24 protein-coding genes are annotated in these 22,885 nt (G+C 42.2%); 13 read left to right on the top strand and 11 right to left on the bottom strand.

Going from position 1 to position 22,885, the window contains the following annotated elements; all coding sequences use genetic code 11:
- Positions 1 to 29: 29 nt before the first annotated feature.
- Together MKZ03_RS16795 and MKZ03_RS16790 are read right to left on the bottom strand one after the other, a co-directional pair.
- Positions 30 to 1,217: an MFS transporter gene (locus MKZ03_RS16795; protein ID WP_034660241.1), complete on the bottom strand. Its 1,188-nt coding sequence runs from the start codon at positions 1,215 to 1,217 to the stop codon at positions 30 to 32.
- A gap of 15 nt (positions 1,218 to 1,232) precedes the next feature.
- Complete coding sequence (locus tag MKZ03_RS16790) at positions 1,233 to 1,646, bottom strand: MarR family winged helix-turn-helix transcriptional regulator (protein WP_341032475.1); 414 nt, start codon at positions 1,644 to 1,646, stop codon at positions 1,233 to 1,235.
- 339 nt (positions 1,647 to 1,985) lie between these two features.
- Here MKZ03_RS16790 and spoIIID point away from each other — a divergent pair, with 339 nt between their 5' ends.
- From spoIIID to MKZ03_RS16770, 4 genes are all read left to right on the top strand, one after another.
- On the top strand, positions 1,986 to 2,264 hold the full coding sequence (spoIIID, locus tag MKZ03_RS16785) for a sporulation transcriptional regulator SpoIIID (protein WP_008343327.1): 279 nt from the start codon (positions 1,986 to 1,988) through the stop codon (positions 2,262 to 2,264).
- Between the two features lie 184 nt (positions 2,265 to 2,448).
- Positions 2,449 to 3,450 (top strand): cell shape-determining protein Mbl, encoded by a 1,002-nt coding sequence (gene mbl / locus MKZ03_RS16780; RefSeq protein WP_012011515.1) that lies wholly within the window; start codon positions 2,449 to 2,451, stop codon positions 3,448 to 3,450.
- A 124-nt stretch (positions 3,451 to 3,574) separates the two neighbouring features.
- Positions 3,575 to 4,414, top strand: coding sequence for a flagellar hook-basal body protein (locus MKZ03_RS16775; protein WP_341032474.1), 840 nt, complete (start codon positions 3,575 to 3,577; stop codon positions 4,412 to 4,414).
- A gap of 30 nt (positions 4,415 to 4,444) precedes the next feature.
- Positions 4,445 to 5,263 (top strand): flagellar hook-basal body protein, encoded by an 819-nt coding sequence (locus MKZ03_RS16770; RefSeq protein ID WP_307500385.1) that lies wholly within the window; start codon positions 4,445 to 4,447, stop codon positions 5,261 to 5,263.
- A gap of 14 nt (positions 5,264 to 5,277) precedes the next feature.
- On the opposite strand, the gene MKZ03_RS16765 is transcribed toward MKZ03_RS16770, so the two are convergent.
- The gene (locus tag MKZ03_RS16765) at positions 5,278 to 6,333 is read right to left on the bottom strand and encodes a tetratricopeptide repeat protein (RefSeq protein ID WP_034660235.1); all 1,056 of its coding nucleotides are present in this window, start codon (positions 6,331 to 6,333) and stop codon (positions 5,278 to 5,280) included.
- A 218-nt stretch (positions 6,334 to 6,551) separates the two neighbouring features.
- On the opposite strand from MKZ03_RS16765, the gene fabZ reads away from it, so the two are divergent.
- Positions 6,552 to 6,986, top strand: a complete 435-nt coding sequence (fabZ, locus tag MKZ03_RS16760) for a 3-hydroxyacyl-ACP dehydratase FabZ (RefSeq protein ID WP_012011512.1) — start codon at positions 6,552 to 6,554, stop codon at positions 6,984 to 6,986.
- A gap of 126 nt (positions 6,987 to 7,112) precedes the next feature.
- Positions 7,113 to 7,508 (top strand): large conductance mechanosensitive channel protein MscL, encoded by a 396-nt coding sequence (gene mscL, locus MKZ03_RS16755; protein ID WP_034660234.1) that lies wholly within the window; start codon positions 7,113 to 7,115, stop codon positions 7,506 to 7,508.
- 27 nt (positions 7,509 to 7,535) lie between these two features.
- On the opposite strand, the gene MKZ03_RS16750 is transcribed toward mscL, so the two are convergent.
- Positions 7,536 to 7,946 carry a YwpF-like family protein gene (locus MKZ03_RS16750; RefSeq protein ID WP_003215215.1) on the bottom strand — a complete coding sequence of 137 codons (411 nt, stop codon included), beginning with the start codon at positions 7,944 to 7,946 and terminating at the stop codon, positions 7,536 to 7,538.
- Between the two features lie 117 nt (positions 7,947 to 8,063).
- Between MKZ03_RS16750 and MKZ03_RS16745 the strand changes: the two genes are divergently transcribed.
- From MKZ03_RS16745 to MKZ03_RS16735, 3 genes are all read left to right on the top strand, one after another.
- Positions 8,064 to 8,420: a hypothetical protein gene (locus tag MKZ03_RS16745; protein ID WP_034660233.1), complete on the top strand. Its 357-nt coding sequence runs from the start codon at positions 8,064 to 8,066 to the stop codon at positions 8,418 to 8,420.
- Positions 8,421 to 8,821: 401 nt separating this feature from the next.
- Positions 8,822 to 9,682 (top strand): Cof-type HAD-IIB family hydrolase, encoded by an 861-nt coding sequence (locus MKZ03_RS16740; protein WP_216454710.1) that lies wholly within the window; start codon positions 8,822 to 8,824, stop codon positions 9,680 to 9,682.
- A 152-nt stretch (positions 9,683 to 9,834) separates the two neighbouring features.
- The gene (locus MKZ03_RS16735) at positions 9,835 to 10,623 is read left to right on the top strand and encodes a PAS domain-containing protein (protein ID WP_307500383.1); all 789 of its coding nucleotides are present in this window, start codon (positions 9,835 to 9,837) and stop codon (positions 10,621 to 10,623) included.
- 70 nt (positions 10,624 to 10,693) lie between these two features.
- Here MKZ03_RS16735 and MKZ03_RS16730 read toward each other — a convergent pair whose 3' ends face one another.
- Both MKZ03_RS16730 and MKZ03_RS16725 read right to left on the bottom strand, forming a co-directional pair.
- Positions 10,694 to 13,471: a DEAD/DEAH box helicase gene (locus MKZ03_RS16730; RefSeq protein WP_307500382.1), complete on the bottom strand. Its 2,778-nt coding sequence runs from the start codon at positions 13,469 to 13,471 to the stop codon at positions 10,694 to 10,696.
- Positions 13,458 to 15,065 (bottom strand): SWIM zinc finger family protein, encoded by a 1,608-nt coding sequence (locus tag MKZ03_RS16725; protein WP_095285696.1) that lies wholly within the window; start codon positions 15,063 to 15,065, stop codon positions 13,458 to 13,460. The genes MKZ03_RS16730 and MKZ03_RS16725 overlap by 14 nt, the downstream gene beginning before the upstream one ends.
- 186 nt (positions 15,066 to 15,251) lie before the next feature.
- Between MKZ03_RS16725 and MKZ03_RS16720 the strand changes: the two genes are divergently transcribed.
- A complete protein-coding gene (locus MKZ03_RS16720; RefSeq protein WP_003214884.1) occupies positions 15,252 to 15,395 on the top strand; it encodes a hypothetical protein in 144 nt (47 codons plus the stop codon).
- A gap of 116 nt (positions 15,396 to 15,511) precedes the next feature.
- Positions 15,512 to 16,831, top strand: a complete 1,320-nt coding sequence (locus tag MKZ03_RS16715) for a UDP-glucose dehydrogenase family protein (protein ID WP_341032473.1) — start codon at positions 15,512 to 15,514, stop codon at positions 16,829 to 16,831.
- A gap of 34 nt (positions 16,832 to 16,865) precedes the next feature.
- Here the strand turns inward: MKZ03_RS16715 and MKZ03_RS16710 are convergent, their stop codons facing one another.
- The 5 genes from MKZ03_RS16710 to alsS form a co-directional block, all read right to left on the bottom strand.
- Complete coding sequence (locus MKZ03_RS16710) at positions 16,866 to 17,399, bottom strand: chromate transporter (RefSeq protein ID WP_106071477.1); 534 nt, start codon at positions 17,397 to 17,399, stop codon at positions 16,866 to 16,868.
- The gene (locus MKZ03_RS16705; protein ID WP_341032472.1) at positions 17,399 to 17,989 is read right to left on the bottom strand and encodes a chromate transporter; all 591 of its coding nucleotides are present in this window, start codon (positions 17,987 to 17,989) and stop codon (positions 17,399 to 17,401) included. The genes MKZ03_RS16710 and MKZ03_RS16705 overlap by 1 nt, the downstream gene beginning before the upstream one ends.
- A 7-nt stretch (positions 17,990 to 17,996) precedes the next feature.
- Positions 17,997 to 18,473: an Lrp/AsnC family transcriptional regulator gene (locus MKZ03_RS16700; protein WP_307500377.1), complete on the bottom strand. Its 477-nt coding sequence runs from the start codon at positions 18,471 to 18,473 to the stop codon at positions 17,997 to 17,999.
- Between the two features lie 153 nt (positions 18,474 to 18,626).
- Positions 18,627 to 19,397, bottom strand: a complete 771-nt coding sequence (budA, locus tag MKZ03_RS16695; protein ID WP_334750530.1) for an acetolactate decarboxylase — start codon at positions 19,395 to 19,397, stop codon at positions 18,627 to 18,629.
- 35 nt (positions 19,398 to 19,432) lie between these two features.
- Positions 19,433 to 21,133 (bottom strand): acetolactate synthase AlsS, encoded by a 1,701-nt coding sequence (gene alsS, locus MKZ03_RS16690; protein ID WP_341032471.1) that lies wholly within the window; start codon positions 21,131 to 21,133, stop codon positions 19,433 to 19,435.
- Between the two features lie 150 nt (positions 21,134 to 21,283).
- On the opposite strand from alsS, the gene alsR reads away from it, so the two are divergent.
- Positions 21,284 to 22,180, top strand: a complete 897-nt coding sequence (gene alsR, locus MKZ03_RS16685) for an acetoin biosynthesis transcriptional regulator AlsR (protein WP_341032470.1) — start codon at positions 21,284 to 21,286, stop codon at positions 22,178 to 22,180.
- 50 nt (positions 22,181 to 22,230) lie between these two features.
- A complete protein-coding gene (locus MKZ03_RS16680) occupies positions 22,231 to 22,848 on the top strand; it encodes a flavin reductase family protein (protein ID WP_095285699.1) in 618 nt (205 codons plus the stop codon).
- Positions 22,849 to 22,885: the final 37 nt, after the last annotated feature.

Here is a 22,885-nt window from a genome sequence, read left to right as displayed (position 1 = left end):
ATGTTTCCGATGAAGTTTAAAATAGTATCCTATTCTGATAGGGAGACCTTCTGTGCTTTTGCTTCTTGTGGCTTTCGTTCGCTCCAATAAAAAACAATCATACTTAGCAAGACAACAATACCTGCAATGAGATATACATTTGAAAAGTCTGTGAAGCTGACAAGAAGACCAAATACAAATGAGCCAGCAGCAATACCCGTATCATATAGGGTAAAGAAAGTAGCCGTCGCGTAGCCTGTACGGTGAGCTGGTGAGTGCTGAATGGCAAGTGTTTGTAAACATGGCACTAGAGATCCATATCCAAGACCAATGACAGCACCTGATAGAAGAAGCATTGTCGCTGAATGTGTAGCTGTCAGCATCCATAAACCAATCGCAAAAAGAGCAATGGAAGGATAGATCACAATGTGAGGTCCTACTCGGTCAAAAAGTCTGCCTGTAAATGGACGTGATCCAAGCATCGCTGCCGCAAACACAATAAAGAAATAACTGCTTGCACCCATCAAGTGAAGGGAATTGGCATAGACTGAAATAAATGAAATGATCGGCGAATAACAGAAGGAAATAATGATGCCGACTGCCGCTGTTTTTAATGCGCCTTTTTCAAACAGGTGAGAAAAAGTAAATCGGAAGACGACGCTTCCCCCGTTTTCAGGCTCCGGCTGTCTAATCAGCATCGTAAAAGCAGCCCCGATGGTAACGATAATGGAAAAGAGAAGGAATAAAGAATGGAATCCTACTTTTCCTACTTGATTCAGTGCGATAAATGGACCGATGACAACAGCAAGGTTCATCGACATGACAAAGTAGCCGAGTCCTTCCCCGCGTTTATGTTTCGGGATCATATCCGCCGCAATGGCACTGGCTACTGTCGTCAAAATGCTAAAAAAGATTCCCTGCATGAAACGCAACATGAGAAGCGTATGGAATTGATCAATCGGAATGTATAAATAAGTGAGTAAGGCAAATGCCGTTGATGAGAAAATCGCCATCCGTTTTTTGCCGAATTTCTCAATAATGGCTCCAGAAAACGGTCTTGTCACAATAGCAGACAATAAGAAGACCGTCACAAGGAGGCCGCCCTGTGATTCTGTTCCATTTAGTTCATCCATTGTGTAAATGGGCAGCAATGTCAAAAGGGCATAAAAAGAGGTGAACGTAAATAAATTCACCAGGACAATCATGATAAAGTCTCTTGTCCAAATGCGTTCGTTCATGATGTATGTCACTTCCTATTCAGTTGATAATTTGTGTAAAAGTGTATGGAGGAGTTGTTTTTCTTCGTGGGTGAAATCTGAAAGTATTTCTTCTTCAAATTGTTCCATCGTACGTTTGATTTCTTCAAATCGGGCCTTAGCATCATCTGTCATCACGATCAGATTTTCACGTTTGTCTTTTCCTTGTACACGTTTCACCCAGCCATTAGCTTCTAGACGGGTTACGGTTCGGGTAATGGTTGGGGCTTCGACGTTCAAATATGTCCAAATGTCTTTTTGGGTTTTCGGGCCGAATGTATCCAAACAAAAAAGTACAGTCCATTGGGACATGTACAAGTCATAAGCAACAAGCGCTTCGTTCGCCTTTTTAGACAGCAACCTGGCGCTTTGGTGTATTTGATGTAAACACTCTCTATTTAACGTATCCATATGCTCACCTTTTTTTAAATATTTAGCTAGGTAAATAAAATCACCTTTCCTATTTTACGTGCTCGACCCATTCTTGTAAAGTGAAAATTTTCGCCACTCGAAATGATTGCATTTTCTGATAAATCCCTTGTCCCATCTTCATTTTTAGCATATTCCCTATGCAATGCTAATACACTGTTACAAACCTGACAAAGAGAGTGTTTGAGGTGAGGGATCGTGTTTGGCATTTACTACCTAATGGATGAGAAATTAAGACGAACAAGCGCTGCTGAAAATGGATAATATTGATACGGATCTCATTTCACACTTCTCACATCCATTTTAGGGAGGTCGAGTGGTGTGCACGATTACATCAAAGAGCGAACAATCAAGATAGGAAAGTATATCGTGGAGACAAAGAAAACCGTTCGTGTAATTGCGAAAGAATTTGGAGTCTCTAAAAGTACTGTACACAAGGATCTAACAGAAAGACTGCCAGAAATTAATCCAGATCTGGCTAATGAAGTGAAGGAGATACTGGATTATCATAAATCAATCCGCCACTTGCGAGGAGGAGAAGCCACTAAATTAAAGTATAAAAAAGAAGAAATTTTAGAAGGCGAGCCTGTGAAACAGTAAGCTTAGTTCTTTGTTCATAAACATGACATATATATCTTCCTCATATCGGTAGTTTCTAACCACAAATTTTGTAAAGACTTTTGTAAAGAAATATCTTTTTTTCTGCAAATTATGATAGAATATATAATTAGGGCAGAATGTGGTATTTGCTATGGAAACAGATTTTCAAGGAGGATATATATAGATGTTTGCTAGGGATATTGGAATTGATCTTGGTACTGCTAATGTACTGATTCATGTCAAAGGAAAAGGAATTGTGTTAAATGAACCATCTGTTGTAGCTCTTGACAAAAACAGCGGGAAAGTTTTGGCTGTTGGAGAAGAGGCTAGACGTATGGTTGGACGTACGCCTGGGAATATTGTTGCGATTCGTCCATTAAAAGATGGCGTAATCGCTGATTTTGAAGTAACTGAAGCGATGCTCAAGCATTTTATTAATTCATTAAATGTGAAAGGGCTGTTCTCTAAGCCGCGTATGCTCATCTGCTGCCCGACAAACATTACATCTGTTGAGCAGAAGGCGATCAAAGAAGCTGCTGAAAAAAGCGGTGGTAAGCATGTATTTCTTGAAGAAGAGCCAAAAGTAGCAGCTATCGGTGCTGGTATGGATATTTTTCAGCCGAGTGGAAACATGGTCGTAGATATTGGAGGCGGAACGACAGATATCGCTGTCATCTCAATGGGTGACATTGTAACCGCCTCTTCTATTAAAATGGCTGGAGACAAATTTGATCTGGAAATTCTCAACTACATTAAAAAAGAGTACAAGCTGTTGATCGGTGAGCGCACGGCTGAGGATATTAAGATCCAAGTTGCAACGGTATTCCCAGACGCACGTCACGAAGAGATTTCAATTCGTGGACGAGACATGGTGACAGGATTACCAAGAACGATTACCGTCACAAGCAAAGAAGTAGAAGAAGCATTGCGTGAATCTGTATCTGCGATTGTTCAGGCTGCGAAGCAAGTTCTTGAGAGAACACCGCCTGAATTATCAGCTGATATTATTGATCGCGGCGTCATCATTACAGGTGGCGGAGCTCTTCTAAACGGGCTTGATCAATTGCTTGCAGAAGAGCTGAAAGTACCAGTTTTCGTTGCCGAGAATCCAATGGATTGTGTAGCTGTTGGTACTGGCGTCATGCTTGATAATATGGACAAGCTGCCAAAGCGTAAACTCAGCTAATGATGTCCCTCATTCTTTTTCGAAAGAATGGGGGATTTTTATTAAAGAACCCTGCAAATATGCCGATATATTTCATAGAAGATTGTGTTTAGGTCATGTGAAAGAATTTTAATGAGGTGAGCACGTGTTAAAAGGACTATACACCGCAACATCTGCCATGATCGCTCAAGAGCGGCGGACAGAAATGCTTTCAAATAATATCGCAAATGCGAATACGCCAGGTTATAAAGCGGATGAGGGGACCATGCGGGCATTTCCGGAAATGCTGCTAAGCCGAATGGAATCAGGACGTTTCCAAACATCCTCAGGCAAAGGTTTTAGTGTTCCTCAGCAAACGCCGATTGGCGGTATTAACACGGGGACATATATGCAGGAACTGATCCCTCAATTTACACAGGGAACTTTAAAAACAACAGATCAAACAACGGATGTCGCACTAGTCGAAAATAATGTGCCGATCAACCCGGAGACCAATCAGAAATCAGCGCTCTTTTATGCAGTTAATACACCAGAAGGCGTTCGTTATACGAAAAGCAGCTCCATTACATTGAATGCACAAAATCAGTTGACCATTGGTGGCCGTGCCCTTCTTTCCGTGACAGGTCAGCCGATTACGGTTCAGAGTGAGAATTTCAAAGTGAATGCAGATGGAACTGTGAGTGAAAATGGACAAAATCTCGGACAAATCGATGTACGTGTTGCGATGGATACAAGGAACTTAGCGAGAGAAGGAAATGATTTATACCGTACAGCTGATAACCAGCCACTGCCAAGTGCAGTCAATAATGGTCAAATGTCCTATATGTTAAGTCAAGGTGTATCGGAGCTGTCGAACGTGGATGTGACGAAATCATATACAGAAATGACAACCGCCTATCGAGCATTTGAAACAAACCAAAAAGTGGTTCAGGCGTATGATAAAAGCTTAGAAAAAGCAGTAAATGAAATTGGCAGAGTGTACTAATCAAGAAATGAAAAAGAAAGGAGGATTCTCATGCTTAGAACGATGATCAATGCAGCTGTATCGATGAACGAAGTGCAAAAGCAGCTTGATATAATCAGCAACAACATTGCGAACAGTGAAACAACAGGGTACCGCGCGAAAAATACCCGCTTTTCAGAGCTGATCAGACAACAGTTCAATCAGGTAGATGAAAAAAATGAGCAGGTGGCAAACAGTCGTCTGACACCTGATGGGCTAAGGCTTGGAACGGGTACTATGGTCAATGCGTCCATTAACTCGATGCAAGGTTCTATTAAAGAAACAGGACGTGATCTTGATGTTGCATTTGGAGCGCCATCTCAGTATATGCAGGTCAACGCCGGCGGTAATATCCGTTATACAAGAGATGGTTCTCTTTACTTACAGCCAGGCAATAATCGTAATCAAGTTCAGCTTGTCACTAGCGAAGGCTATCCGATTCTTGATGAAAACGGAAATGAAATTGTCTTAAATGCGAATTTCCGTGATATTTCAATAGATAAAAATGGACGTCTTACGGCTATTTCAAGAGATAATCAACCGAATCAGCAGGTGAATCTAGGTGTTGTACAAGTCAATAACTCTTCAGCACTCGTCTCTGAAGGAGATAATTTGTTCTCAGTTGACGATACTTATCAAGGCGCATTAACGGCACTAAATGGAGCAAACCGCCAAGCGATTCAGCTTCAGCAAGGTGCACTTGAAACGTCGAATGTGGACATGTCTAAAGAATTAACAGATCTCATGACAACACAGCGCTCCTATCAGATGAACTCAAGAACGATTACAATGGGTGATCAGATGCTGGGATTAGTGAATACAATTCGATAATGAGCAGGCTGACATCAGCCTCTCATGATAAAAAAGGCGGCTCGCTCAAAGTCGCCCTTTTTTTTATAAAAATCTGAGACATCGGCAAGCAGATCCTCAAGATCAATCCAAGCTTCTTTTCGTTCAAGACATGTGACGAGCCTTGCGATCTGCTCATCTGCCTTTGGCGTTTGGCTGTAGAGAAGAAATAAGATTTGGAACTTGATTCTTAAAATATCAAACTGAGAAGCAACGGCCTCTTTTAATCCTTTTTGAATATACTTCATTCCTTCATCGGTTAAATTTTCTTTATAACAGGAACGCACCGTTTCGTAGAGGCACGATACATAGGAGTGTGCTGCCTTCCGGTATGCTGGGAGACGAAGTGCTTTTTTAAAGTATTCCAGCGCTTTCTTGTGACGATTTTGTCTCGACTGAATAAAACCAGCGTCATAATAAACGATACCGAGCAATTCTTGATCATCAATGATGTTCACGTATTCGATGATCTCAATAAAAATAGCTTCTGCTTCCTCATATTTTTTTTGATCGCTATAATTAAGACCGAGCACAATTTTACAACGATAGAGGCTATGATCATCCCCATGCTTTGCAAAGATATCCATGGCTTTTTGAATATGACGAATTGATAACAACGAATAGCGGTTGTTATAATAAACACCACTTGTACGGAAATGGAACTCTGCTTCCTCCAGCTCATCGTTAAGGAATGACAGGCGTTCTTCCGCCTTTTCGAGATAGTAGATCGCATCATTTTGATCGCTGTTTAAAGCTTCGTAGAGCCCTAGAAAGAAGTAAAAGTAATAGGCCAGTTCTTCGTTCATATCATCTTTGTGCTGCATCAGTTCATGTTTGATTTTTTCTAGGTCCTCTGTCTGATTCATCCAGAGCTGATGGCGAAAAAGCATCAGCTGATAATGTAAATAGAGTTCCTGTTTTTTTGATATTTTACGTTTATGCTTTAATAGAGTTGTTTTGATTTCTTCAGCCTTCGAAAAATGTCGATGCTTCAGCATTGTATACCACGAATGGAGAAGTTTTTTAATGGATTTATCACTCATAAAATTCATTTTTACCCTCTTATTCAATCAATGATGTAATATATATTACCATATTTGTGAAAAAACAATGAGTGTAGTGTGGATTATATTTGATGACAATAGGTAATGATATATTCTATTTTTTACCATATATGCAGAGCGGACGTTGAAAAATACGAGCATTCATAATATACTTCTATAGGAATCAAATGAAGATCATCGATATAGAAAAAAGGAGAGATCAAGATATGCTTGATGCTCAGCAAATTCAAGACATTATTCCACACCGTTATCCATTCTTATTGGTCGACCGTATTTTAGAGGTTGAGGGAGAGAAAAGAGCGGTTGGGATTAAAAATGTCACAGTGAACGAAGAATTTTTTAATGGTCATTTCCCAGGATACCCAGTCATGCCGGGTGTGCTTATTGTAGAAGCACTTGCACAGGTGTTTGGGGTGATTATGTTAGGTAAAGAAGAAAACAAAGGGAAAATTGGTTTGTTTGCAGGAATTGACGGCTGCCGTTTCAAAAGACAGGTGAAGCCTGGCGATCAGCTTCGTTTAGAGGTAGAAGTGACGCGTCTCCGAGGTCCGGTTGCAAAAGGAAAAGCAGTAGCTACAGTAGATGGCGAAGTTGCATGTGAAGCAGAACTAACATTTTCTATCGGTCCTAAAGTATCATGATTTGCCTGGCGGTTCATCAAGGATGAATCGCTTTTTATATGGAAACGACCAGCCTGAACGGATCAGGACTTGCATTTTTGACAAAAAAACGTCATATTAGACAAAAAAAGATGAAGGTGATAAAAGATGCTGAAAGAATTTAGAGAATTTGCAGTCAAGGGAAATGTCATTGACTTGGCTGTAGGTGTCATCATTGGGGGAGCATTTGGCAAAATTGTCACTTCTCTTGTGAATGATTTGATCATGCCGCTCGTCGGTATTATTATTGGGGGACATGATTTTAGCAGTCTATCTATTAAGATCGGATCTGCTCAAATTTTATATGGGAGCTTCATTCAAACAGTGATTGATTTCTTGATTATCTCGTTTTCCATTTTTATCTTTATTCGTTATTTGAATAAATTAAAACGGAAAAAGGTAGAGGAAGAAGAGGTTGTAGAAACGCCGGATCAAACGGAAGTTTTACTAACTGAAATTAGAGATCTATTGAAAAATCAAAGCCAATCGAAAGATGTGCAATAGAAAAAGAGCGGCTAATCCCGCTCTTTTTTATGTGTTTTGTTTAAATGCATCCAGCAGTTTTTCTCCGGAAAGCCCCTCTTTGACGAGGTCTTTTAGTACTTCTTCGGTTTCTGTTCTGTAACGGTTTGTAATCATTTTACCATCGAGCAGCACAGAAATGTTTTCTTCTAAAGCAACAATGTTTTTGACTTGGACAGATAGATGAACAGGGCGGTTGTTTTCTTTTGTGATCGTCACAAGAATCTTCACTTCAGTGTGCTGCTGAAAAAGCACCTCAAACACCTGTCTATGTTTCTTTGGAATGAGTGCCTCGATCATCCAGTGATTTTCACCATCTTCTTTATTAATGATTAAACCGTCACGAAGGGGAATGCTGGACATTTTATCTTGCTTTGGATCAAGTTCGATTTTTAAATCAATCAGCCTAAAGGTTTTCATATTTATCACCTCACAAGCGTTCATTATTCGTAAGTATTATTATAGCATACAACATCTGTATAAATGAAACCGCTGCCTGCTTAGAACGAGCTGTATATGAGTGAAAGGAGATGTTTTATGGAGTCCTATCAATTGCGAAACATACATATTGGCGAGGAGAAGGCAAAGAGCACAATGCGCGTTTATTCGTGGGGAGACATTCTTTCATTTTGTGATGTGTACATGGAAGAAGGCGAGTCACTCACGTTTCAATACGTCACCGAGGATCAAATGGACTGCTTTGAATTTCAATTGTCGATTCATGACGGGCAGCTTTGTTTTTATTGGTTTGCGTGGGACGGTTCTGATTATATTCACATGCCTTCTAGTAATTGGATTCATTCAGACGTTTTTTATCAATTTATGAAAAATAAGTTTTTCATCAAACAAAACAAGATGATGTTTTATACTCAAGCAGTAAAAAACAGAAATTAAAGAGGAAATAGAGAATTTGAGAGATCATTTTGTCATTTTCATGTTTTGTCACATACGACCTTTCTCAGTAGACTAAGGGCAGTTGAAAGGAAAGGAGGTACGGTCTGAAACAAAAGGTAACGTCTAGCATCTGACAGCCCCCCTCTAGCTAAAGCTGATAGACGCTGCCTTGTGCATAAGAACACTGCGTAATAGAACCATAGCTTCTTTGTATAGGTCATGTGTCCCCTGTAAATCCCCTTGTGTGTATCCGGTCATGTAGCGTGGCCGGGTACCCTTTTATTCACTGATAAACCGATCACCTCTTGCAAATAGTGGATACTCATTTCATAATGATGATGGATTTTATCAGCGGTATGATAGCCGAAAATGGAGACAAAAAGGAGAGAACGATGACAAACATTCAATTGATCGCAACGGATTTAGATGGAACTTTATTGAACAGTGAACACAAAGTGAGTCGGGAAAATGAGCAGGCATTAAAGGAAGCAGCGGCGAATGGAATGGAAGTTGTCGTTTCAACAGGAAGAGCGTATTTTGATGTGAGGTCTATTTTTGATCAGCTTGGTATGAATACATGGGTGATTAGTGCCAATGGAGCTGTGATTCATGATCCGGCTGGACAAGTGTACCATTCAGCTGTTTTACACGAAGAAAAGGCCAAACATATATTGTCATGGCTTGAAGAACGTGACTATTATTATGAAGTTTTTACAAACGAAGCCATTTTCACACCGAATCGCGGCAGAGAGCTTCTTGCGATTGAAATGGACCGCTTAAAAAGTGCTAATCCAAAAACGGATCGAAATATTTTAAAACAAGCGGCAGAAGTTCAATACAGTCAGTCAGGTTTTTCTTATATTGATACATATAAAGAATTGTTCCGTGAGGATCGAAAGCTTTCATTCTACAATATCTTAGGTTTCTCTTTCTTTGAAGACAGATTGAAGGCAGGATGGGATATGTTTGGTGATGATTCAGATGTCACAATGGTTAGTTCAGCCGATCATAACTTTGAAATTGGTTCAAAGGAAGCATCTAAAGGGCAGGCATTAACAAGGCTGGCAGAACGACTTGGTATTCCTTTAAGCCAGACAGCGGCTGTAGGAGACAGTTTAAATGACGAATCGATGCTTCTAGCAGCTGGTGTTGGGGTTGCGATGGGCAATGCGAGACAGGATATGAAGGAAATCGCTGATCATGTCACGTTAACAAATGATGAACATGGTGTGGCGCATATGATTCGACACCTTTTGAAATAGATGAATCGGATGTCGTTGTATAAATCACATAGGATAAAGCGCATTCTACAAAAGAGGAATTCAGAACTACTTCTATTTACACCTGATGTGGAACATCATATAATTTAATTATGAACATAACCCGCTTGTAAGAAATTAAGGAGAGTAAACGAATGGCGCTGGAATCTTATAAGTCCGAAAATCTGCATTTAATCAAGGAAGCCTTAGATTATACTCAGGTTGGCCTGACGGTGACGGACCCGTCTTTACCTGATAATCCTTTAATATATGTGAACAAGGGCTTTTTAGATATGTCAGGCTATCAAGAACCCGAAGTATTGGGGAAGAATTGTCGTTTCCTTCAAGGAAATGAAACCGAGCAAATCGCTCTCAATCAAATTAGAACAGCTATTGAGAACAAAGAGGCTGTCACTGTTCAGCTGAAAAATTATAAAAAATCTGGACAGATGTTTTGGAATGAGTTAAGTGTGGCTCCTCTTTGGATTGACGAAAATGAAGGAAAACGTCTTTATTTCGTTGGTCTGCAAAAAGATGTCACGAAAGAGAAGGAACAGCAGGAGCTTCTTGAGCAATCGATTGATGAAGTGCTGAATATTTCTGTTCCAATTGTTCCTGTGAAAGATGGTATTTCTGTGTTACCGATCATTGGTACGTTAACAGCGCCAAGATTTCATAAAATTATCTCAACAGTCTCCACCTATATCTCTCAATCCAAGGACGATTATTTTATTGTCGATCTGTCTGGTTTATTAGAAGTGGATTCATTTGTGGCAGATGCAATTTTTAAGCTGAACGATTTAATTTTAATGACTGGTACTGAACTCATTGTGACAGGAATTAAACCGAATCTTGCGATGAAAATGGGAGAAATGAGAGAGGACTTCCGTGAATTGAATACGTATATGAACGTGAAATCTGCATTGAAAAAGCTGCACATTTAACCTATGTTCATATGAAATGCAAAAAGAGGACTTTTCATCATGTTTGAGAAAAGTCCTCTTTTTGCTGGGTTTAAGATGATTGAGCGGCCGCACTTAATGTGAATAAATCTTCTAGTTCGTTCGTCGATAGCTCAGTAATCCAACTTTCACTTTGGATAATTTGATCATTTAACGTTTGTTTTGTTTCGAGCATTTGATCGATTTTTTCCTCAATCGTGCCCGTTGTGATCATCTTATGGACGTGAACAAATCGTTTTTGTCCGATCCGATAAGCACGGTCTGTCGCTTGGTTTTCCACAGCAGGATTCCACCATCTGTCGTAGTGAATGACATGGTTTGCGGCAGTTAGGTTAAGTCCTGTTCCTCCTGCTTTTAAAGAGAGAATTAAGATGTTGAATTCTTTCTTCTGGAAGCGATCCACCATTTTATCCCGCTCCTGTTTTGACAGGCTGCCATTTAAAAATTGAACTGGTTCTCCAAACATCTTTTCCGCCAGCTGCTTGATCATGTTCCCCATTCCAATATACTGCGTAAAGATGAGGCAGCTTTCTCCTTGCTCATGTATTGCTTTTAACAGCTCTGCGAGTTTATCCATTTTTAATGAACGTTTCAGCAGTTTCACATCTGTTCCACTCTCTTTTAAATAGAGAGCCGGGTGATCGCAAATCTGTTTGAGTCTGCCAAGCATACTTAAAATAATGGCTTTCCGCTGCATTCCTGTTAACGAAGCCATGTGTTCGAATGTATCCTTCACGAGCTGTTCATATAAAGAAGCCTGCTCAGCGGATAGCGGAATGAATTCTTTTTCTTCGAGTTTCTCAGGCAGGTTCAGGGCGACCTCTTCATCTTGCTTTGTTCTTCTTAATAGGAAGGGCTTTATCAGCTGCTGCAGCTGTTCAATTCTTTTTTCATCACGGTCTTTTTCAATCGGCAGGACGAACTTCTTATGAAAGCTCGTCAGGCTGCCGAGATATCCTTTGTTGACGAAGTCGAAAATGGACCAAAGCTCTGTCAAACGGTTTTCCATAGGTGTCCCGCTAAGGGCAATATGATGCTGCCCTTTGAGCTGTCTGATCGCTCTCGATTGTTTCGTATGGGCGTTTTTGATGTTTTGGGCTTCGTCTAAACAAATCGTATCCCACTTTGCTGACGTTAATTCATCACGATCAGAATGTGAGAGTCCATAAGACGTCAGGACAATATCTGTTGACTCGTATGCCTTTGTAAAGTGTTCCCCTTGAGGGCGCGATGGCCCGTAATGCAGAGCGACATTCAAATGTGGTGCGAAGGTTTCAAGCTCTCGCTGCCAGTTTCCTAAAACAGAGGTCGGCGCAATGATGAGAGATGGAGCGGCATTTTGCTTCTGCTCTTTCAGATATGTGAAATACGCAATCATTTGAATCGTTTTTCCAAGGCCCATATCATCTGCTAAACAAGCCCCGAATCCATGAGATCTTAAAAATAACAGCCAGTTGACACCATGCTGCTGATACGGCCTTAGTGTGCCTTTGAAGGACTCACTCATTTCGTAGGAAGGCAGCTCATGCGTATCATTTAACTGATGGACAAGCCCTCTTAATTGAGACGAAAGTTCAAATTGAATATGTGCAAATGCTGAGCTGTCTAGCAGTTCTGGTATCGATTCATAGGATGCTTCTTGATCTGCCAGCTCGCGTGACAAAATATCAGACATGTGCAGCCCTTCATTTTCGGCGCGCTCCATCCATTTTTTCATTTGCTGGATGAAGGTTGGATCGATTTTGATCCATTGCCCTCGAATGTTGACAAGGCGCCGTTTACTTTGGACAAGCTCGTTGAACTCATCTTCTGTCAGCTCGATGCCGTTTGTAGCAAAGCGCCAATTAAAGTCCATCAAGGCATCCATTCCGACATGCGACTCGCCTCGCGGGGTAGAGGAAATCCTTGCTTTTAGCATCATGGTGCTTTCTTTGACGATTTGCCACCACGATGGGAGCAGGATCTCAATGCCCATATTCACAAGTGTTTCACTTGCTTCAGATAGGAAGAGCCATGCTTCGTCTTCTGACATGAGCGTGGTGCCAGATGTGAAAGAGAGCCAAGGTACAATTTGACTGAATCGCTCCAGCTCTCTTGAGATTTTATCTTGATACGGATGCCAAGACCTTTTCAATGAACGGATACCCTCAAAAAAGTGAAGGTCGCTGTTTTTCTTATCACGCAAAAACAATTCGATTTTCCAATCATCTCCGTCGAAATCCGGTTCATTTAAGCGCAAGCCGACAGTGAAAGGCGTCTCGTCATCAATCCAGCCAATCGTCTCCAAGAAATCCTGCTCATCTAAAAAATGTCCTTGGAAGGATGACAGCGCAGGCGATTGTGCTGTCATGCGGTTCCATTTGTGCTGCAAGGCATCATCATATTGAATGTAATCCTGTACGGCAAAGGAGAACCAATCAGCCGTATAGCCGTCTAATAGTCCTTCTTTGTCTTTAAACCGAAGCACACCTTCTGTCCACGCCTCGTAATCGGGAACGAAATCTTCGTCCTCGATGAATTCGTAAATGGTGGAGGCTGTCTTCATCAGTGGTTCCGTTTCATCCGTTAATGTCACATGACTAAAGGTATTAAATGAATTTTTTCCTAGCAATTCAACGGTCATCCAAGGGCTTAACAGGAAGGCAGGTGTGCCAATAAAGCTCACATCTTCTAAAAATGTTCCGTAAAAAGACGATTCGTGCCATTGGAAAAGCTGCCTCTTCATTTCATTAAGTGGAACAGGGTGTCCGTCCTCTGCTTGCGCTGAAATGGTGAAAGAGAAATCTTCTGTTTGTTCTGCATGAATGACAATTTGTTTATGGCGTGTCATCAATTAATTTTCCTTTCTTCATTTCCTCTTGGAACGCACGCAGCCGTTTCGTTGAATCCTGCAGCTGCTTTACATATCTTTCCCAAATCGCGGTTTTTTTCGTTTTATGATAAAGCGTGCGCAGTTTTTTTAGCATTTTCACAGATTCTCGATAAGCACTTCGATTCTTTTGATCGAGAAGCAGTGAGATTTCACGGTGGTACGATGGAATGAGCGCTTCAGGCTCCTCTTTTGCAATTTGTTTGATCAGATCCTTCTCCAGTTCACTGATGGAGAAACCAACAAGGCTGTGAATCTCAATCCATTCTGCATAACGCTGCTGTGCATATAATAGCTGACTATATTCAGTAAACGCATAGGGCATGCAGATTTGGAGGTAGCGTTCATATAAATGATGATCCTTCGTCTGCTTAAAGTATGCGTCTAAATAAAAGAAGAAATCACTGACGGCTCCTCGCAGTTCTCTATAGGAAAGGTCGAGCTGGCAATATTCCTCTAAAATATAGGTAATCTCATGATACCAGAGCTTGAGCCGCTTCCAGTCCTTGCGGTTTGTGAGATCCTTCAGCCAATTGAGCACATTTGGCAGCATATCTGCATTGAGCAGCTGTAATTGCTGAAAGAGGCTTTCGTCTTCTTTCTGTAAATAATCCATGTGCATCAGCCCGATGGTACGTTCAACCGTTTGTTCTTGCTGCTGAGCGTTCTTCAGTAATTCTGTTTCTTTTTTAACCCATTTCCCTCTATTTAATATGGTGCCCCAAATCTCCATAAAGACCGCTACTCGTTCATGCTGGAAAGGTCCGTTAATTTGAAGAAGTGCCCGAACGGCAGTTGGTGTGTTTTCAAGAAACGGATCGAGGGAAAAGGAAAGAGCGTATGTCTTCAAGTGATCCACTGAATCGAAAATGGTGTTCATGAGCTGTTCTACATATGGATTCATGGAATAAAAGTCCTTCTCGGCATCAAGCCGGCCGAGGTCGATCAATTCATGAATCCTTAACCACACATCGATTGAGGTATGAATCGCATACAAACTCTTGAATTCAGGTGAATGAGGTGCGTGTTTTTTTAGGATTGATAAATAGCCGTAATACAAATGCTGCGGTGTTTGCTGGTGCTTTGGTGTCCGTTTCAGCCAGAGGTTAAATTCCTCTTGGAAAAAATTCATCCAGCTTTGGAGTGATTGTTCGTCTGGGCGCTTCACTTGGAAGTGCTGGCGAATCAATTCTTTGCTGCGTTGTAATTCATCCTTTTCTGACCAATTTTCTGTAAATCCGGTCACACTCTCTACTTGAGCGTATAGCGAAAAGAAGACAGCGAGAATGTGTTTACAAAGTCCATCTGCCGGACATGAGCAGCTGCTTCTCACAGGAAACAGCACATGAAGGTGGACTCTTGCTGCCACGACATCATGTACATAAGCTGACCATTCCGTATCAGATTCTTGCTTGAGACGATATACACTGTCCTGTCTATAAGTAATCAATGCTTTTTTGATGAGTTGTTTGTTTTCATCTGTTGCAGGAAGAAGTTCTTTGATCTGTTCGGCTGTTTGTTTGATTTCTTCTTCGTTGATGTTGTGCTGAAGCATTTGATCCGCTCCTAACCAAGTAAAAGATTCCAATTCTTTTATTATAGCTCAATGGTGATTTATAAAAAAGTTTTTCATGAAAATGGTCATAAATTTCAAAAGCTGTCGAATGATGTATTAGAGTATTGCATAAACCAACCATACAGCATATAATAATGAAATTAGTGGAATCGAAAGGATACAGACATGGACAATAAGGGTTTAAATCAAGAAGAGTTTTTAAAAATTTTGATGTACGCTCATGATATTGGTGAGAATTCAAATGATGTCACCACAAAAGAAATGCTTGAAAATCTGATTGCTCATATTCGAAATGGTCTTGTTTCATAAAAGTGACCCCCTGCTAGTGATGGCAGGGGGTTTTTGTATGCTTTTATGAATGGAACGAAAGCTCCCGGCATACGATGTCATTACAAGCATAAGGCGTATGGGGAGCTGATGGTGTCATGAATATTGCAATTGCAGGCTGTGGATATGTGGGGCTGGTCACAGGTGTGTGTTTAGCGGAGGCAGGGCACGATGTGGCGTGTATTGATATTGACCGGAAAAAGGTCATGCAGCTGAAACAAGGACATCCACCTATGTATGAGCCAGGCTTAAAAGAATTGCTGAAACGCAATCTTGAGCAAGGACGAATTCAATTTTACATAAATGGAGCGGCAGCCTACCCGCGGGCTGATGTGTTAATGATTGCGGTCGGCACCCCGCAGCAGGCAGACGGCCAAGCTGATTTACAGTATGTGTTTCAGGCTGCAAAGGAGATGGGCACAAAAGCGAAATCAGGTGCGATTCTTGTGGTGAAAAGTACGGTGCCTGTCGGAACGGGTGATCAAATCGATCAGATGATACATCAAGAATTAGGACGGAATGAGCCGTTATCTATTGCATCTAACCCAGAATTTTTACGGGAAGGCTCTGCCATCTCAGATACTTTGAGGGCAGATCGGCTTGTCATTGGGGCTGAAACAAAAGCCGTATTAGACCAGCTAGAGGAGATGTATGCTGATTTCCACCTGCCAGTGGTCAAAACAGATCGAAAAAGTGCCGAAATGATCAAGTATGCATCAAATGCTTTTCTTGCGACTAAAATCAGCTTTATGAATGAGATTGCTTCCATTTGTGAAAAAACAGGTGCTGATGTTGAATGGGTTGCGCGGGGAATGGGGCTCGATCAGCGGATCGGTTCTTCATTTCTCAAGGCGGGAATTGGCTACGGAGGTTCTTGTTTTCCAAAGGATACAAATGCACTTGTCCAAATCGCAGGGCATGTGTCCCACGATTTTGAGCTGCTAAAGGCTGTCATTAAAGTAAACAATGAGCAGCGAGCTGGTTTTATCCGAAGCATTCAGGAGAGACTGGGGGCAAATCTTGAAGGGAAGCGAATTGCACTTCTTGGCCTTGCCTTTAAACCGAATACAGACGATATGAGGGAGGCGCCGTCGGTTCCGATTGCTCATGCACTCCATCAATTAGGTGCGGAGCTTGTAGCTTATGATCCTGTTGCCGCACGCCATGCCGCTCGTGAACTGCCGGATCAAGTCTTGTTTGCTCAAACGATTGAAGAAGCGATAAAGGATGTCCATGCAGTTTGTATATTAACAGAGTGGACGGAGATTCAGACGTTTCCGCTCACGTCCTACAAGGAATGGATGAGACAGCCGCTTATTTTTGATGGGCGAAACTGTCACACGCTTGAAGCGGCAGAACAAGCAGGGGTCGAGTATCATTCGATTGGGCGCAGACCGGTTTCTCCAATTTATATGTAAAAGAAAACCGATAACAGGCCATGTTATCGGTTTTTTAATGCGGCAGAATGAATCCGCCATATAAAAAGGCAGCCACAATGAGAAAGGCGGGGTGCATTTTGAATTTGGTCATAAAGAAAAAGGAGATCGCGGCAATGGCGAATGATTGCGTCCAGCCGATGGCTTTCACTGCATCTTCGCCGATTTCCCATGTTAATAAAAGCATCATCATCGCAATGACGGGCTGTACGGATAAGGTCATGCCTTTTACGACAGGGGATTGGCGAAAGCGGTCAATCAACTTGAGCAATAAAATCAATCCAATGGCTGATGGCAGTACAGTTGCAAGCAATGCCACGATAAAGCCCGGCCAGCCCATGACGTCATAGCCTACATATGCCGCGATCTTCGTAGCAATTGGTCCTGGCAGTGCATTGGCTAATGCAAGCATATTGGAGAACCCTTCGTTCGTCATCCAATGAAAATGATTGACGATTTCTTCATAATTGAGCGGGATGGATGCAGGCCCTCCGCCATATCCTAATAGATTGGACAAGAAGAAAGCCCAGAATAAAAAGAGAATCAGCATCATGAAGACACTCCTTTCTCTTTATTTGTTCGATTCCAGCGTTGTTCCAGTTTGAAATGAAAGGCGCCATAGCATAAAAAGATGATGACAATGATTCCTGGATGAATGGACAGCACCTGCAGTCCGATAAAGGCAAGGAGGAATAGAGCGATACCGAAGATCATTCCGAAGCCTTTCAGCGTTTTTTGGCCAAACTCGTATGCCATGATCCCAAGCAGGACGGCAATAACTGGTGTTACGGCGCCAATCATATTTTGAATGATTTGTGAGGAGCTTAAGACGCTGACAAGTGTGACGAGTGCCACCATGGCGAGACATGTCGGTAAAATATGAGCAGCTGTTGCGACAATTGCGCCGGATACGCCCTTCAATCGATAGCCGAGATATGCCGACATTTTGGTCGCGATCGGACCTGGTAATGCATTGGCGATGGCGAGTGTTTCTCCAAACTCGTCATCATTGATCCAGTGATATTTCACCACCGCCTCATGGCGAATGAGCGGTATGACGGAAGGACCTCCGCCAAAACCGAGAATACCGGTTCGCATCATAGCAATGATGAGTTCGATATATGATTGCAAGTGCTTCAACTCCTGTCTACAATTTCATGCCCATTCGGCTTTTGTATCGTTTAATGAGCATTTGGCAGTCCACACTCACGACGCCTTCTAGCGGGTATAGCTTTTTTGTGAGGAATGTCTCCATTTCATGTTCATTTTGAAAAATGCCATGCATATGCAGCTTGCTTGGCCCTGTCATGTGATAAAGGCTTGTGACAGCTGTTTCCTGCTCAAGTTGAAGGGCTACTGCTTCTAAAAATTTCGGTTCCACTTCTACATTAAAGAAGACAGAGACGTGAATGCCGATCTTAGCAGGGTTAATCACTGTAGTGAATCGTTCAATGACGCCTGCTTCAATCAGCTGCTGAATGCGGGCTTGTACGGCAACACGTGAAAGACCGACTTGTTTCCCGAGATCTGTATAGGACATACGCCCGTCCTCGTGTAATAGGGATAAAATTTGTTTATCCCTTTCATCTAATGTTAGGTTCGGAATGCTATAGTCGTTTGACACCGTATAACCACCTTTCTTCTGTTGGTATTTTATCATATTTTATTACGTATAGAATGAAATAATTTCAATTTACTAACGAAATGAAATATCATGGAGTGATAAATAATCTTTTTGCATAAAAAGACACCCCGGAATCAACGGGGTGTCTTCATTTTATTGATCTGGGCTGCTTTCCGCACTGGCAATTTGTTGTGCAAGGTCAGCTCGATCAATGTCTGCTTGGAAGAATTCCTGCGTATTTGGCAGATGTAAATTCATATGACGTTTTTGAGAAATTCGGATGGTCACTTGATCAACGGTGTAATCAAATACGTGTCCGCCGACACTTCGATCATCATCAATGAAATGAAGATGATACCCACTCACCGCAATACCATGTGCGTACTGCGGTGTACGGAAACCAGCGATCGTTCCTTGAATATCCTCGAAATCGAAAATAGGCTGTGACTTGACTGCTTCCACCATCGGAACGTAAGGTTTTTCCTGTTTTTCGACCGTACGTGTTTGAACCTTTTTGAATGATCCATCAATGCGGATCGCATAAAAAACATTCTTACTAGGTAAAATGCGGTCGATTTCTTCTTCTAGCTCTTTGGACGTCATGGCTGCATCAATGCGATGAACGATATCTGTTTCAAAGAATGCTAGAGAGCAGAATGGTGAATAGTCTTGATCGGTAACCGGTGTCGCTGTTCCATCCGAGCGCAGTCGATAAAATGCGCCGTCAAAGCCGATCAGCTCTCCATCTAATTGATTGAATGTACCAATGCCGAAATCACCGTGCTTGGGAATATGTGCAAGGGAGAAATCTCCATCATATACGGCTTCCAGCAAAGAGGTCATCGTCGATACTTGATAAACCTCTTGCTGTTTGTCATGTTGTCTTGTGTCGTTCTGTTGATTCATTGGGTGCATCATACCCATATCCGCTCACTCCTTTGATGTAATGTATGGACATCTTATCTGACGTTCAATGTGTGTTTTTCACGAAAGACTTCTGGCCATTTTTGACTGGCGAGGTCTGGGTTGTCTTGATAGTCAATCGGAATATCAATAATAACGGGTCCTTCTATGTTTATACCCTTTTGAAGGACAGTTGAAAGCTCTTCAGGTGAGTTAACCCGTAATCCAGTCGCTCCAAAGCTTTCCGCATATTTCACTAAGTCGATCTGTCCGAATTCAACGCAGGATGTGCGGTCATATTTCATTTCCTGCTGAAACGCCACCATGTCGTATGTGCTGTCATTCCAAACAAGGTGAACGAGATTTGTTTTCATGCGGACGGCTGTTTCAAGCTCCATTGCAGAGAAGAGAAAACCGCCATCACCTGAGACCGAAATGATCTTTTCATCTGGATTCAGTATGGAAGCCGCAATTGCCCATGGTAAGGCGACGCCTAATGTTTGCATTCCGTTACTCACCAGGAATGTGTTCGGCTCATAGACGCGGAAGTGACGCGACATCCAAATCGCGTGAGATCCGATATCACACGTGACCTTCGTGTCATCAGAAATCAGGCGTCTTAATGTATGAATGACATTCAGCGGGTGAGATAGATGACTGTCTCTTTCTGGTGCTTTTTCAATGTCGCTTAACAGCTCCTGTAATTCACTGACTAAATCAATTTGTTCTTTGCATAGAGAAAGTGGAACACTGTCATGGGCTAGATGTTTAACGGTTTCAGCTATATTGCCTACAAGCTCAAGCGCTGGCTCATAAAAATGATCAATATCTGCCTGCATGTCATCCACATGGATGATCTGGCGCTGCTGCGGCTGAATATTCCAATGCTTCGGATCATATTCGATTGGATCAAAGCCGATGGTCAAAAGGACATCTGCTTGTTCAATGAGTAGATCCCCCGGCTGATTCCGGAATAAGCCGATTCTGCCTACATATTGAGACTCAAGCTCTCTTGAGAGAACGCCGGCTCCTTGGTACGTTTCGACAAATGGAATCCCAAGTGTTTTCAATAATGTTCTAGTGGCGTTTGCAGCAGCTGGACGACTTGCTTTCATTCCCACAATCGCAACAGGTAAGTGTGCATTTTGAATTTTGGCGATGGCCGAACTGATGAGAGCATCCGGTGCAGGACCTAGTTCTGGAGAAGGGTGAGCAGACACTGGTGTTTGTGTGGTGTGTTCTGTCACGACATCTTGTGGAAAGCTGATAAATGCTGCTCCAGCCTGCCCCTTTTGTGCCGCGCGAAAAGCATTTGTTAAGGCTTCAGGTATATTATGAACGTCTTGTACTTCAACACTGTATTTTGTGACTGGTTTGAATAATGCCGCATTGTCGAGTGATTGATGTGTTCGTTTCAGCCGATCCGCACGAATGACGTTTCCAGCGATTGCGACAACAGGGTCACCTTCTGTATTGGCTGTTAATAGACCTGTTGCTAAATTAGATGCGCCAGGACCTGATGTGACGAGACAAACACCTGGTTTGCCGGTTAAGCGGCCGACAGCGGCTGCCATAAAGGCTGCATTTTGTTCGTGTCTGCATAGGACAAGTTCTGGACCTCTGTCTTTTAATACATCAAATACGGCATCAATTTTTGCACCTGGAATCGCAAAAACATGGGTCACACCTTGAGCAATCAGCGTATCGACAATCAATTCTGCTCCTCGTCTTGTTAGGGGTTGTGCTTGAGAATTCATTTACCCCGCACTCCTTTCGGCAAGTAAAATTTTTTATGAAAATATATTTTCATGATATGATTTACTATACATTTCAAAAAGAAAATTTTCCAATATATGTTTAACGTGGTTTTAATATGTTTCACGAATAAGTGTGCGAGGAGTGAAAGGATGGAACTGAGACATTTGCAGTATTTTGTCACAGTAGCGGAGGAGCTGCATTTTGGCAGAGCAGCCGCACGGTTGAATATGACACAGCCTCCACTTAGTCAGCAAATTAAGCAGTTTGAAGAAGAATTGGGGTTTCCTTTGTTTCACCGGTCGAAGCGAGTGGTGGAGTTAACAGCTGCTGGAAAGGTCTTTTTACATGAGGTGCGTGGTGTGCTGCATCAGCTTGATAAAGCCGTTGATCATGCCCGGCATACAGCAAGAGGAGAGCTGGGGAAAATCATCATAGGGTTTGTTGGAACAGCGACGTATGATATTCTGCCGCCAGTTGTACGCGAATTCAGAGAGCTGTATCCCTCTGTCAGTATTGAGCTGAAGCAGCTTTCTGTTCCGCAGCAGCTAGGGGCGCTTTTAAATGGGGAGATTGATATCGGTTTTTTACATCCTACATCTCCGCATGAAGAACTTGTCAGCCGTTTGATGAAGCAAAGTGAATGTATTTTTGCGATTCCGAAAAATCATCCGCTGGCGAAAAAAGAGGCGGTCACGATCGAAGATATCCGTCATGAACCGATCATTTCTTTATCAAAGGAATCATGGCCGTCCCTTTATCAACACTTTGTCCTGCTATGTGAAAAGTACGGATTTTCTCCGAATATTGTGCAGGAAGCAGCGGAATATCAAATGGTTATTGGCCTTGTCACAGCTGGTATCGGTATTGCGGTCATTCCAAAATCAGCCCGGCGTTTATTTAATCTAGATGTTGTGTATCGGTCCATTGAAGGTGAACAGCTTCTGGCGGAATGGACGATTTCCTATAGACCAGAGAATCATAATCCTGCTTTATTTCATCTTGTCCACCATATCCTGCATCGCACCGAGCCGGAATCAGAGGCATAGAAAAAGGGGTATGGTATGATGTCGTTACACTAAAAGGAGGCGTGCCTGAATTGATTACGTTGCAAATGGATCAGCTGTCACGAAAAGAAGCATATAAATTATTATCTGGCTCTATTGTTCCAAGACCGATTGCGTTTATGACAAGTCTGTCTAAAGACGATGTCGTCAATGCCGCACCATTTAGTTTCTTTAATGTCATCAGCGGACATCCGCCGCTCATCGCAGTTTCCATCGGACGGCGTCAAGGAGAGATGAAAGATACAGCAAAACATATCATCGACAGGGAAGAATTTGTTGTCCATGTGAGTGATGAAGCGATGATTGAAGATATTAATGAAACAGCTGCTACTTTGCCAGAGGAAGAGAGTGAGCTGAATCGCACCGGTCTTCATCAAGTGAAGAGCAGTGTGGTCTCAGTGCCGGGAATCAAGGAAGCACGCATTCGCTTTGAATGTCAGCTCGAAAAGCATCTGACCTTTCAAAATGATGAAGGGGAGATCACAGTCGATCACATCATTGGCCGGGTTGTGTGTGCGCATTTAGATGAGGCTGTTTATGATGCGGAAAAAGGATATGTTTCTTCTCATGAATTGAAGCCAATCGCACGTTTAGCGGGAAATGATTATGCCCATTTAGGGACGTCATTTGTGCTGAAAAGACCAGAATAATAGGAAAAACCCCCGAGAGCTATCGGGGGTTTTGTGT

Source organism: Bacillus sp. FSL R5-0431, assembly GCF_038002985.1.
Taxonomy (GTDB): Bacteria; Bacillota; Bacilli; order Bacillales; family Bacillaceae; genus Bacillus.
Note: the sequence above shows the minus strand (reverse complement) of the source record. Positions and strands in the feature narration are given on the sequence as shown.

What these genes read in the sequence shown, in the direction of transcription:
- MKZ03_RS16795 (WP_034660241.1), bottom strand. Translation starts at nt 1,217, where the DNA reads ATGAACGAACGCATTTGGACAAGAGACTTTATCATGATTGTCCTGGTG.
- MKZ03_RS16790 (WP_341032475.1), bottom strand. Translation starts at nt 1,646, where the DNA reads ATGGATACGTTAAATAGAGAGTGTTTACATCAAATACACCAAAGCGCC.
- MKZ03_RS16725 (WP_095285696.1), bottom strand. Translation starts at nt 15,065, where the DNA reads ATGCTTCAGCACAACATCAACGAAGAAGAAATCAAACAAACAGCCGAA.
- MKZ03_RS16710 (WP_106071477.1), bottom strand. Translation starts at nt 17,399, where the DNA reads ATGCTGATTCTCTTTTTATTCTGGGCTTTCTTCTTGTCCAATCTATTA.
- mscL (WP_034660234.1), top strand. Translation starts at nt 7,113, where the DNA reads ATGCTGAAAGAATTTAGAGAATTTGCAGTCAAGGGAAATGTCATTGAC.
- fabZ (WP_012011512.1), top strand. Translation starts at nt 6,552, where the DNA reads ATGCTTGATGCTCAGCAAATTCAAGACATTATTCCACACCGTTATCCA.
- MKZ03_RS16720 (WP_003214884.1), top strand. Translation starts at nt 15,252, where the DNA reads ATGGACAATAAGGGTTTAAATCAAGAAGAGTTTTTAAAAATTTTGATG.
- budA (WP_334750530.1), bottom strand. Translation starts at nt 19,397, where the DNA reads ATGGGTATGATGCACCCAATGAATCAACAGAACGACACAAGACAACAT.
- alsR (WP_341032470.1), top strand. Translation starts at nt 21,284, where the DNA reads ATGGAACTGAGACATTTGCAGTATTTTGTCACAGTAGCGGAGGAGCTG.
- MKZ03_RS16745 (WP_034660233.1), top strand. Translation starts at nt 8,064, where the DNA reads ATGGAGTCCTATCAATTGCGAAACATACATATTGGCGAGGAGAAGGCA.
- MKZ03_RS16750 (WP_003215215.1), bottom strand. Translation starts at nt 7,946, where the DNA reads ATGAAAACCTTTAGGCTGATTGATTTAAAAATCGAACTTGATCCAAAG.
- alsS (WP_341032471.1), bottom strand. Translation starts at nt 21,133, where the DNA reads ATGAATTCTCAAGCACAACCCCTAACAAGACGAGGAGCAGAATTGATT.
- MKZ03_RS16730 (WP_307500382.1), bottom strand. Translation starts at nt 13,471, where the DNA reads ATGACACGCCATAAACAAATTGTCATTCATGCAGAACAAACAGAAGAT.
- MKZ03_RS16770 (WP_307500385.1), top strand. Translation starts at nt 4,445, where the DNA reads ATGCTTAGAACGATGATCAATGCAGCTGTATCGATGAACGAAGTGCAA.
- MKZ03_RS16735 (WP_307500383.1), top strand. Translation starts at nt 9,835, where the DNA reads ATGGCGCTGGAATCTTATAAGTCCGAAAATCTGCATTTAATCAAGGAA.
- mbl (WP_012011515.1), top strand. Translation starts at nt 2,449, where the DNA reads ATGTTTGCTAGGGATATTGGAATTGATCTTGGTACTGCTAATGTACTG.
- MKZ03_RS16765 (WP_034660235.1), bottom strand. Translation starts at nt 6,333, where the DNA reads ATGAATTTTATGAGTGATAAATCCATTAAAAAACTTCTCCATTCGTGG.
- MKZ03_RS16715 (WP_341032473.1), top strand. Translation starts at nt 15,512, where the DNA reads ATGAATATTGCAATTGCAGGCTGTGGATATGTGGGGCTGGTCACAGGT.